Here is an 8,414-nt window from a genome sequence, read left to right as displayed (position 1 = left end):
GAGATATAATTTTCTAAGTTTAGATAAACTCTGATATATCAATAATAATCATATGAAAATGTCTAAATAAATCAAAAAACTATAGGTAATTATTATGACATTACATCGCTACATGATTAGTTTGTTGATGCTTATTTTCTTGGCAGGTTGTGAAGGTAACAATGCGAGCCCACCAGAAAAAAGGGTGAAAGGAAAAAGTAGTCATGAGAACCAGAAGGTCGATATTGGCACTATTAGTGGGAATATTATCATTGGTAAAAGTATGGGGTTATCTGAAAACGTAGACCTCACCGTCACGATGTCGGACAATTCATTTGTTGAGTTACCAGCGCTTATATTATCTCAAAAGCATTACACAAGTTTGGATAACCAAGTGACGATTCCTTATGAACTGACTTACCACAAGGATGAAATAAGAAGCCAAGCCAAAATTACGGTGAGTGCCACGCTATATGTTGATGGTAAATTAATTTATATTACAGACTCACCTACTGAAGTGATCAACAATGGTATCTATAAGAATATAGATCTGTTATTGGTTCCTGCCAACTGATGTTGCTCCTTGCTAATATGTACTCTTTATCGCTATCTATTATTCAGCGGTGATTCGGATTTTTGTGTAATAAAACAGCACTTGGTAGCGGCTTTCTTGCTATTTAGCTATCTATCAAGCATAATGCCCCTGCTTTGAAAAAAGCAATCAATGGGGGCTCTGTTGGTTCTCCCGCAACGCTAACTTGTTAACTCGGTCAGGTCCGGAAGGAAGCAGCCATAGCAGGGGTCGTGTGTGCCGGGATGTCGCTGGCAGGGCTCCCACCCAAAAAACTCCCAAAACGTTGATACCTTTCTTATATTCACGCCTATATTTTACATTAATCAAATGTTGTTCGTTTGTAGATATTTTTGACTATTATCTGCTTAGCTTTATATATTATAAATAATAGGATATTGATTATTATTCTTAATACTCATTTGCTATGGTCAACGATGAACTTTATCTCGCATGCAATGTTAAACTAATTGGGATTAAGAAAGGGTAAAAATATAAGGATATAAGAATTGAGCCAGTATTCATCGAACACTAACTTGGGAAATAAGGATTTTCATTGAGCCGATAAAAAGTTACCGGCTATAACCATTCACTATCTATGCGTGTAAATAAGTATTTATCTAACAAACTTCCAAACAGATGCTGGAATTTTATCGTAAAGTTTATTCATCGTGAGCTCTGCAAGACGATGATCAGCGGCAGAGTAAAATAACTCTAACTCATCATCGGATAACTCATACTTATTTTTTTCAATAACGCGCTCAAGTGTTTCAATAGTGGTGCATTTTCTTAAACGCATCAGATAATCGGATTTGGTCATAACGCCCTTTCTTTATGTGTCTATAACCTAAAATATACTATGCAATAGTGGGATTAAAGGTAAATGGTAATACTAAGTCTTACTTGTCAGACATTTTAGATCATCATCGAGCACGGCGACAAGATTTTGATTCATACTTTCCCAGTCAATGATTTCGCTGAAGGTAACTACTGGGCTGCCAAATAAATTATATGTTTCGTCAAGATACTCTTCAACAAGAGAAATAACGAGATTTTCTTTTGGATATTTGATTTTAAATCGCCAGACAAAAGCTGCAATATGCTCAACAAGCTCGTTAAGACTGATGCTTTGTGCAGAACTAAGATCATTTATCCAATGAGTGTTTGTTTTTTGTAAACTTGATATAGCGTCTCTATTCAAACTGTTACAAAGATATTTTAATTCGGCTATATCATGTTTCTTGGGTGAGTATTCATCCATAATCACCTCCATGGGCGAATCTGACTTTTACTTTGTGTATTTTTGTATCAAAAATAATGCCATATTAACTGAATATAAGCACCCGTTTTCAATATAAACAAACATAGCTAATATATTGATAAATATCAGATTATTACTAGTTGAGAGAGTTTTTAGATTATCACTAATATAAAAGTAATATTCAAATATAAACTGGTTGCTCAGATTGCTTTCGCCACATGGATAATAATAGCACTTTTATTACATAAGTCACCACCCAATAATGATTTTTTTAGGGGATCATTGGCTGGTGGAGTAGGAAAAATTGGGCTATTTATTTTTTATCATACTCTAATGAAGAATGTAAATGATATTGTGCGGTTTATGCAGTGAAGTGTATTTAAATGATATGTTACAACTCAAGTTGTGATCGAGATTGATATCGAGATTAAACCTAATTAAATAGTTTATTTCTAATCATTGAATTTTATTTAATATAAAATCCCCTAGGGTTTAACCTTTGTGAGGATTTTTGAAATATTTAATTTAAAGATATAAATTTAGTGTAACACCTGGTTTTAAATCCGCCATTTTAACACCAGAGTTCCAATTCATCAGGTCGTTAAGTTTAATCCCATGACGTTTAGCAATGCTGTAATAAGTGTCACCTTTTCTGACTTTATAGGTTCCACCTTTACGGCTATTACTAGTAGGGGAAGTGCCTGAAATTTTTAAGGTTTGTCCTGGAACAATATTCGCCTTTGCTGTTTTTAACCCATTAAGTTGTTGGATATTCTTCGCTGTCGTATTGAATTTTCTAGCAATACTGGCGATAGATTCACCCTTGCGGACTTTATAGCTAAAGGTTTTGTTCTGTTTTGAATTTCTCTTGGCTGTTTGGACGTTATTGAGCGCCGCTTGTGCATAACGATTTTGTGCAACCGCATTACGAATATCATTCAAGACATCTTGATCAGTTAACGAAACTTTTAATTGTTCAGCTTTCGCAGTTGGTAACATTATATAATGCGGACCATTAGGAGATGTCACTCCTCGGGTATAACCCGAATTGTAGGTTTTAATGGATTCTTCCGTTAAGCCTGTCAATTCAGCCGCTTGAGTTAGTGTAATTTGTTGCCCTACATCAACTTGGGTCAGCCCTCTATTTTTATTACTTTTTGGTAATCTGACTTGATAACGTTCTGGTTGTCTCAAAACTTTGCTAAGCGCAAGGATCTTTGGAACATATTGTTTGGTTTCTTTAGGTAGTTGAAGAGACCAAAAATCTGTTGGTAAGCCAGCGGCTTCATTCTTTTTAATGGCGTTTTGTACGCAACCCTCACCACAGTTATAAGCAGCAAGCGTGAGTTCCCAATCGTGACCGAACATAATGTTTAGGTTTTCAAGGAGATCTAAAGCCGCTTTTGTTGATGTGATAACATCGCGTCGCTCATCAACCCATTGGGTCTGTTTTAGCCCATAAGAACGTGCAGTAATGGGGACAATTTGCCAAAGACCCGCAGCTTGTGCAGGGGAGGTTGCTTTAGGGTTATAGGCACTTTCAATAACTGGAATTAAGGCTAATTCTATCGGCAAGTTGCGATCATTGATTTCATCTACAATTAAGTACATGTAAGGTTCGGCTCTTACTGCAACGTCATAGATAAAACTTTGTTTATTTGAGTAATTGTTGGCCATTTCCCTAATTGTTGCATTCTCAGGGATATCCATCTTCAGCTCACCACTAATATAACCCCAGAGGTCATGATCGACTTTAGAAGCTTGTCTACTTGCTGCCTGATTATGGGATGCAACAGTGTCAATTGAGTGATTGGCTGAAGATTTTGGTTGCTTAACGGTGACCTTGGAAGTGCCTTGACAGCCCGCAAGCAAAACAATGGCGATGAGGGTCGCGATTATCTTCATTAGCTCTGTTTTTCTTTGTTTTTAATGTTTAAAAGTTGACCAGATAATACTGGCTTTAACTGCTATTGACAACGATTATACATCAATATTCATCTTTTAATTGACGTAATAAAGTGAAAACAGCGCGTAATGATGGATTTGTCACATTAATGTTCAGTTTTTGTTGTAATTTCGGGTTGTCACACTGTAAAAAAATGTTGATGTTTCTCTCTGTTTTCAAAGTACTAGGAACACTTGCTTGCTGGTTGCTGCGCAGTGTTCTTACTTTTTCGGAATAATTCGTAATTATCTCATTTTCAGGCCAAATATGATGTGCGAATTGCAAATTAGACAGAGTATATTCGTGAGCGCAACAGATAAGCGTCTCATCTGGAAGTGCAGCAATTTTTTGAATGGATTGGTACATTTGTTCTGGGGTACCTTCAAAAATTCGCCCACAACCAGCGGAAAATAGAGTATCCCCACAAAATAGATAAGGAGCTTGGTAGAAACCAACATGCCCAAGAGTATGTCCTGGTAATCCAATGACTTGAAATTTGAAATCATCAATGACGACTAAATCCCCCTCGTTTACTTGCTCTGTGGCACCTTTAACGCGTGTTTCTTGGGGACCGAATACGGGGAGTTTTGGATATTGTGCAATAATTCCTTTAACACCCTGAGTATGGTCGTTATGATGGTGTGTGAGTAAAATTGCAACAGGGGTCAAATGATTAGCCGTTAATATTGCGAGAACAGCCTCTGACTCGGCTGGGTCAACGATGATACACTGTTGGTTGTTTGTCAGCAGCCAAATGTAATTATCATTTAACGCTGGAATTCGAATTAACTCCATAATCACCTCGATCCAATTTTTTAAAAGGGGAATGTTATGAAACCCGCGCGTATTGAAGAAAAGATTCAAATGCCCGCCAGTTGGTCTGATATTCCTTTTGGTGAACACTATCGCCAAGCATTGGAAGCACAGTTAGCGCCTTGGTGGCAAAAAATGTTTGGTTATCACTTGCTTAAATTAGGGCATTTGAGTACAGAAATCCACACTAAAGAGTGTATGATCCCTCATCAATTCACCGTAGGTGAAGATCCTCATTTATTTGACGTGGCAGCAAATCCTGAAGCATTACCGTTTGCAGACAAAGTCATCGATGCTTGCTTAATGCCTCATTTGTTGGCATATAGTCACGATCCTCATTGGATCTTGCGGGAAGTTGACCGTGTTTTGATTGATGATGGTTGGCTAATTCTTTCAGGATTTAACCCATTTAGCTTAGCTGGAATGGCTAAATTGGTGCCAATTTTACGTAAGCAGCAACCTTATTGCAGTCGTTTCTTCCCTTCTCTTAGAGTATTTGATTGGCTAGGGTTACTCAATTATGAGGTGCTATATCACCGAAATTGCCAAGCTCTCCCTTGGCTTTCATCAGAAAAACGCGTGAACAAGCGCTGTGGAGGGCTGGGTGTTATGAGTGTCATTGTTGCCAGAAAGCGTACTTATCCTTTAACACCAACGCCCCTGAAATTTAAGCAACCAAAAGTTAAAATTTCAACAGCGTTAGGTGCAACGAAAGAGATCAGTAAATCGAAGCAGTTTCGTTAAATTTTAATGTAATCAATCTTCAGTTGGCTGGTAACCTGTATCTTCTTTGGTTGGAGCGTTTGCGGCAGCTCGGGCTAATTCATCACATTTCTCATTTTCTGCATGACCGGCATGACCTTTTACCCAGCGCCAATCAATAGTATGGCGAGTAATCGCTTGATCGAGACGTTTCCATAGGTCTACGTTAACCACCGGCGATTTATCTGCTTTTTTCCATTGGCGACGTTTCCAATTATGGATCCATTGGGTGATCCCTTGGCGTACATATTGGCTATCGGTCGTTAGGATTACATCGCAAGGTCGAGTAAGCGACTCTAATGCAATAATTGCGGCCAGTAACTCCATTCGATTATTCGTGGTGAGGAAAAAACCGTCACTGAGTGTTTTCTCATGTTGCTGATAGCGAAGCACAATACCGTATCCGCCGGGGCCTGGGTTACCTAAACAAGACCCATCAGTGAAAATTTCTACCTGCTTTGTCATTTCTGTTACACTCTTTCTTATTCATCAACTTCTAGTTTGACACAAAAAAACATTATGAGCACGGCGATAACCCGACAAATTGTCCTCGATACTGAAACGACAGGTATGAATAAACTTGGTGTTCATTATGAAGGGCACAATATCATTGAAATTGGTGCGGTAGAGGTGATTAATCGCCGACTAACTGGGCGTAATTTCCATGTGTACATTAAACCTGATCGCCTTGTTGATCCGGAAGCTTTTGAAGTTCACGGTATTAGTGATGAATTCTTGCAAGACAAACCCGTGTTTGCCGATATTGCGGATGAATTTATTGAATTTATTCGCGGTGCAGAACTTGTTATTCATAATGCCCCCTTTGATATCGGTTTTATGGATTATGAGTTTCGTAAACTCAATAGAGGGATCCCGCCTACAGCAGAATTTTGCACGATTACGGATAGCTTAGTGCTAGCCCGCAAAATTTTTCCGGGTAAGCGAAATAATTTAGATGCGCTGTGTGATAGATATCTAATTGATAACTCTAAGCGAACATTGCATGGAGCATTACTCGATGCTGAGATTCTTTCTGACGTTTACTTAGCGATGACGGGGGGACAGACTTCCCTTGCATTTTCAATGGAGTCTGAATCTAGCAATACAGAACAAGCTAATACAATTCAACGTATTGAACGACCAGTGAGTGGATTAAAGGTTCTTTATGCCTCTGATGAAGAAGTGGCAGAGCATGAAGCTCGCTTAGATATAGTCGACAAAAAAGGGGGTAAACCTTGTTTATGGCGGCAAACTAAGCAAGATGAGGATGTTCTACATTAAGAGTGGTGATTTAGTGATCTCGCAAGGCTAAAAACTGCTCAACCGTACGATTTTTCAAGAAAAAGTATTGACTGTCATAGCAAGTATTCGTAATATGCTTGGCGTTCCCAGTAGGGAACTTCGGAGCGGTAGTTCAGTTGGTTAGAATACCTGCCTGTCACGCAGGGGGTCGCGGGTTCGAGTCCCGTCCGTTCCGCCACATTATTAAGCCCTGAGTCTTATGACTCGGGGCTTTTTTTTGCGTGAAAAATCATTGATCACTTAACTTTTTTTGTTTTGAAGCATGCATGGCATGCTTACATCATCAAATCCCTTTCAATAGGTTCAAGGTGACTTTGTGCCCGTGTAGGATAATAATTAATCTTATAGTAGATCATGGTTATTTCCGATTATTGGAATAGGACTATATAGTTATTTTAAATAATATTTATTCTCCTAATCTAGGAATAATTCTTAGGTTCAATTAGAAATAATAAGGGAATATTCTTAATTTAAATTCATTTCTAAGTATTAAGTTAAATTATGAGGAGCAATAAGTGATATATATTGATAAGTGTATCTGGAGATTAATTGAAAGAAGATTAAATTGTAATAATGTTTAATTAGAGAACTATAGCCTTATGGTTTACACGCAGTAAAGGTATTTTATTATAATGAAGGTTTTACTCGTATTGGCGTATTTTTATCAAAATGTTAATAGTTATTAACATGGTCTATAGACCATTTTTTTCAAATGGTCTTTTGCTGGAATAATATTCTTTGCATTGCTTTGTAATTGGATTTTTGTTTTTATTTTTATTAATTATGGTTTTTATTCTCACACACCATATGGGTTATAAAAATAAATAAAAATTTAACATGGATTATAATCCATAAAAATCAATAAGTTGATATTCAATTGGAAGAATAACGACTAAAAATGATATCTTTTCTTGCGATTGGTAGGTTTTAGGGGGTGAAAATTGACGCATGTCAACTTTCAACGATATAATGCTGAAGTTTTCATCATGTAACAAAGTATTTCAATCATCCATTTAATAGATTAGTTGAGTCGAAAAATAACGATAAACATTTATTTTTAAGCTGGAAGTTAAATAATTCCAAGCGTTAATATTTATTCAAATTACTAAACTATTTATTCTCTCTAATATAGCTTAGAGGGATTTTTCTTTGCATAAATAAAACACCATAGCGTTGAAAGGATTAATATGAAAAAGTTTACTGGCGTTGTAATGTTATTATGCATTGCAGCATTGACTGGCTGTGTGCGTAATGAAGGACTTCACGGATATAATAACGAGAGCTGGAAGAATAAGAATATTCTCAAAGAGAGCAAGGAAGTTGAAAATAATAAAGCATTGGTTTCCTTTTATAGAATAGATAATCAAGTTGAAGGGAAAACAATTAATATATTCGTGAATAAACAGTATCTCACTTCATTAGAACCTAATGCGACTAAACAAATTAAATTGTGCTCTGGGAACAACAATTTTACTGCATATAAGACAGACGTTAGCGAACGCTATAATACTAAATTAAACGAAATCGATAATAAGCCATTAGAGCCAGGAAAATCCTATGCGTTCTTGGTCATTGAAACCAATGGAACAGTATCATTAAAACCACTGACAGAAAAAGAAGCTAATGAATTTAAAGGGAAAGTTAGTACTCAGATTCATACTTTACCGCGTGTGGATGTAGCTCAAAGCTGCCAATAATTAATACGTTCTTGGCGGATTCAAGTCCGAAGTGCAACGCTAAGCCGCCTTTCTTAGCTCCGCAAACACCACCGAAGGTTGTCT

General features: G+C 37.1%; 9 protein-coding genes, 1 tRNA gene and 1 other RNA gene. 6 read left to right on the top strand and 5 right to left on the bottom strand.

The features are described from left to right. Window positions 1–94: 94 nt before the first annotated feature. Entirely contained in the window at window positions 95–553 is a 459-nt protein-coding gene (locus PSF16_RS15745) for a YbaY family lipoprotein (protein WP_006662761.1), read from the top strand. A 160-nt stretch (window positions 554–713) separates the two neighbouring features. After that, window positions 714–810: signal recognition particle sRNA small type (ffs, locus tag PSF16_RS15740), an RNA gene on the top strand. Window positions 811–1,166: 356 nt separating this feature from the next. Here the strand turns inward: ffs and PSF16_RS15735 are convergent. The 4 genes from PSF16_RS15735 to gloB form a co-directional block, all read right to left on the bottom strand. Beyond that, window positions 1,167–1,370, bottom strand: a complete 204-nt coding sequence (locus tag PSF16_RS15735; protein WP_004905417.1) for an HHA domain-containing protein — start codon at window positions 1,368–1,370, stop codon at window positions 1,167–1,169. Between the two features lie 72 nt (window positions 1,371–1,442). Continuing rightward, window positions 1,443–1,811 (bottom strand): Hha toxicity modulator TomB, encoded by a 369-nt coding sequence (gene tomB / locus PSF16_RS15730; RefSeq protein ID WP_006662760.1) that lies wholly within the window; start codon window positions 1,809–1,811, stop codon window positions 1,443–1,445. A gap of 525 nt (window positions 1,812–2,336) precedes the next feature. Beyond that, window positions 2,337–3,716, bottom strand: coding sequence for a murein transglycosylase D (gene mltD / locus PSF16_RS15725; protein ID WP_272689619.1), 1,380 nt, complete (start codon window positions 3,714–3,716; stop codon window positions 2,337–2,339). Between the two features lie 82 nt (window positions 3,717–3,798). Next, window positions 3,799–4,551 carry a hydroxyacylglutathione hydrolase gene (gloB, locus tag PSF16_RS15720; RefSeq protein ID WP_006657234.1) on the bottom strand — a complete coding sequence of 251 codons (753 nt, stop codon included), beginning with the start codon at window positions 4,549–4,551 and terminating at the stop codon, window positions 3,799–3,801. Window positions 4,552–4,587: 36 nt separating this feature from the next. On the opposite strand from gloB, the gene PSF16_RS15715 reads away from it, so the two are divergent. After that, window positions 4,588–5,313 carry a class I SAM-dependent methyltransferase gene (locus PSF16_RS15715; protein ID WP_006657235.1) on the top strand — a complete coding sequence of 242 codons (726 nt, stop codon included), beginning with the start codon at window positions 4,588–4,590 and terminating at the stop codon, window positions 5,311–5,313. Window positions 5,314–5,325: 12 nt separating this feature from the next. Here the strand turns inward: PSF16_RS15715 and rnhA are convergent, their stop codons facing one another. Continuing rightward, entirely contained in the window at window positions 5,326–5,796 is a 471-nt protein-coding gene (rnhA, locus tag PSF16_RS15710; protein WP_006657236.1) for a ribonuclease HI, read from the bottom strand. 54 nt (window positions 5,797–5,850) lie between these two features. Between rnhA and dnaQ the strand changes: the two genes are divergently transcribed. From dnaQ to PSF16_RS15695, 3 genes are all read left to right on the top strand, one after another. After that, window positions 5,851–6,612 (top strand): DNA polymerase III subunit epsilon, encoded by a 762-nt coding sequence (gene dnaQ / locus PSF16_RS15705; protein WP_006662757.1) that lies wholly within the window; start codon window positions 5,851–5,853, stop codon window positions 6,610–6,612. A 122-nt stretch (window positions 6,613–6,734) separates the two neighbouring features. Then, window positions 6,735–6,811 (top strand) — tRNA-Asp (locus PSF16_RS15700). A 1,009-nt stretch (window positions 6,812–7,820) separates the two neighbouring features. Next, window positions 7,821–8,330, top strand: a complete 510-nt coding sequence (locus PSF16_RS15695; protein ID WP_006662738.1) for a hypothetical protein — start codon at window positions 7,821–7,823, stop codon at window positions 8,328–8,330. Window positions 8,331–8,414 lie beyond the last annotated feature (84 nt).

Origin of the sequence: Providencia sp. PROV033 (assembly GCF_028484855.1) — a bacterium.
Taxonomy (GTDB): domain Bacteria; phylum Pseudomonadota; class Gammaproteobacteria; order Enterobacterales; family Enterobacteriaceae; genus Providencia; species Providencia alcalifaciens.
Note: the sequence above shows the minus strand (reverse complement) of the source record. Positions and strands in the feature narration are given on the sequence as shown.